Source organism: Paenibacillus sp. 01L418 (assembly GCF_056400045.1).
The window spans coordinates 1-2532 of sequence record NZ_JBFTSN010000645.1; the positions used below are offsets into that span (position 1 = coordinate 1).

The 2532-nt window shown below is 42.2% G+C and carries 2 protein-coding genes; both read right to left on the reverse strand.

Going from position 1 to position 2532, the window contains the following annotated elements; translation table 11 throughout:
* Window positions 1-225 precede the first annotated feature (225 nt).
* Window positions 226-687, reverse strand: coding sequence for an SMI1/KNR4 family protein (locus AC1DSE_RS34085; RefSeq protein ID WP_441887194.1), 462 nt, complete (start codon window positions 685-687; stop codon window positions 226-228).
* 484 nt (window positions 688-1171) lie between these two features.
* A complete protein-coding gene (locus tag AC1DSE_RS34090; protein ID WP_477528994.1) occupies window positions 1172-2491 on the reverse strand; it encodes an IS110 family RNA-guided transposase in 1320 nt (439 codons plus the stop codon).
* Window positions 2492-2532: the final 41 nt, after the last annotated feature.

Below are 2532 nucleotides of genomic sequence, written 5' to 3' on the forward strand. Positions count from 1 at the left end.
GAGTAAAATCATCTATTTTCCCTTCAAAATTAATAATTCGCAGTTGATCATTTTTAACCATTAATATTGTGGCATTTGAACTATAAAGTAATCTCCAAACTTTCATATTGTTCATCCTTTCATTCTGAAGTCCCAACCCTCATTTTTCCTGTAAGTAATTCGACTAATGGAGCAGCAGCCGCAGCAAACTGCTCCTTGATTGTTCAACTATCGTGTCCCGTTAATTCAATCAAGCCACTTTATAGCTGCATGCTTATAAATTGAATCAGAAAGAAACTCCTCAAACGTATCAAAGAGCGTAATTATCCCCTTAGTACTTCCCTCGTACCATTCTAAAATCGGTGGATTATCCCCTACACTTAACACAAAAAATTTAACTTCATAGCCCTGATGCATTGAGAATACAAAAGAACTCTCAGGCATTAATATCAGGTCATTATTCTCGCGCAATAATTCCTTGGCCGCATACTGAAGTTCCTTTAATTGTGAATACTTCATATCTGTACCTTGAAACAATCTTCCCGAATTATGACCAACAGCAAGCAAGTATTGCCGATAAGACTCCGGTAACTTGATTGCCAATTCTTGCTCAAGTAACTTTATTTCTGTTTCGCTACACCCTTCAAATGGACGAACAGTATGTAAATTCTTATCATACAGAAGCTTTAACAAATGATCACTTTTCACTAATAAACCTGCTTCCTAGTGGGATAACTCATAATTCGGGAAGAACTTAAATAATTCCTTCATTAACGTAACCTCCCTCTATGGAGAATCACTTTTCTCTTAAATACTCACGTTTTCTTAGTATATTAACCATGTTTGCTCATTACAGATAACACTTCAGTGGAACGAAGTTGTAGATTAAGAAATTTATGGGACTGGTAAAAGTGCAAAAAAGTCTCCACCTAGACCACTTGCTGTAAAAAGTGGTTTCTCCGGTAAAGTTTGGTTGCACCTTTGGATCTCCACATGAGCTCATGGCGGTCAACCCTCCCACATCTCGCAGAGTCTACGCTCTCACATTCCTTCATTCAACCTGTCCATGAGGTGAAGGTCAGATATGCTGCCCGGCAGGATCTTCGTCCGTATGGATTGTGCCGTTCCGACTCATCCGTGCTTCTTGTTATCTATCTTTTGGTTTAGGTCGTTATCTTTGGAAAACGTTCTGTTAAGCCGCTTGTGGTAATTCTACACCTCGAGGGATATCCTGCATCATCTTTTCTTCCCTGAACTCATGTCCCTTTTTCAATATGCCGAATAGGATGCGTATGAGTTTGYTACACAATGCGATGAGAGACTGCATTTTCTTCAACGGATTTCTCGACCGTTTGGTGTAGTACTCGTGCAAAGCTCGGAAGGCTGCGTTTTTTGCGACCAGCGGCATCATCACTCTAAAGAGTAAGGCACGAAGGCGTTTCCTACCTCTCTTCGTTATCCTAGTCTGTCCGGTATGTGTGCCTGATGAATTTGTTTTCAAATTCAATCCAGCGAGCTTCGTGATCTGTTTGGGATGTCGGTACTGACTAATATCGCCTACCTCAGCTAGAAAGCCCGCGATGGTGTCTCTTCCAATCCCTTTCATGGCCAACAATTGTTGTACATGTGGGATCTGCTTGAGTAATTCTTCCAATTTTGTTTCCAGTTCTTCCAGTTTTCTATGAAGCCATTCGTACTGGTTCAGCAGCACCTTCAACTCCATTTTAGCCAACTCTGAACCTTGATGGATACCAACAGAACGGCTGGCTGCTGCCTTCAGATTCTTGATTCGGCCTAGACCAAGCCCACGCTTTGCAGCTTCTCTCAGATGCTGCAGCAGGATCTCCTCTGGTACGGAAACAAGCTCATGTGGCAGTAGATAGAGACTTAGCATTTGGATGGCTGACTTGCATTCCCAATCCTTAAATACCGTCAGAAACTCGGGGAAATACCGATCTAGCCAGTTATGGACACGTGCTTGCACAACGCAAAGGTCAGTTGTCAGGTGCTCGCGAATTTTCATGGCTTCCCGCAGTTCAGCATAAACGCCCTGTGGAAGGCTAGGTACAGCGTATCTCCCATCTTTGACCAACTGTGCAATCACTTTAGCGTCCTTGATGTCATTCTTCGTCGGAGAATTGTCATCAAGCTCTTTGCTTTTCTTCACGTGTAGTGGGTTTACAACACCATATTTAACTTGTTGCTCTCTAAGATAATGAGCTAAGTTTAACCAGTAGTGACCAGTCGGCTCCATGCCGACCATGACGTCCTGAAGCCCTTGTTCCGCAACAATCTTTTGGAACCAACTAATGAATAATTCAAAACCTTCTCGATTGTTTTCAAACGTGATCGATTTACCGAGCTCGACTCCGTGATAGTCTTGTGCCCTGGCCACATGTTTGAATTTAGCAATGTCGACTCCGACAATTAAAGTAGAAGAAGTGATTTGATTAATTCGTTCATTTTGAGTAGAATGCTTGTTGTAGTCTCCTTGGTTTGTATTTGGATCCAGTAGCTAGCCAGCATTATGGACCCATTAACATCATACCAAGG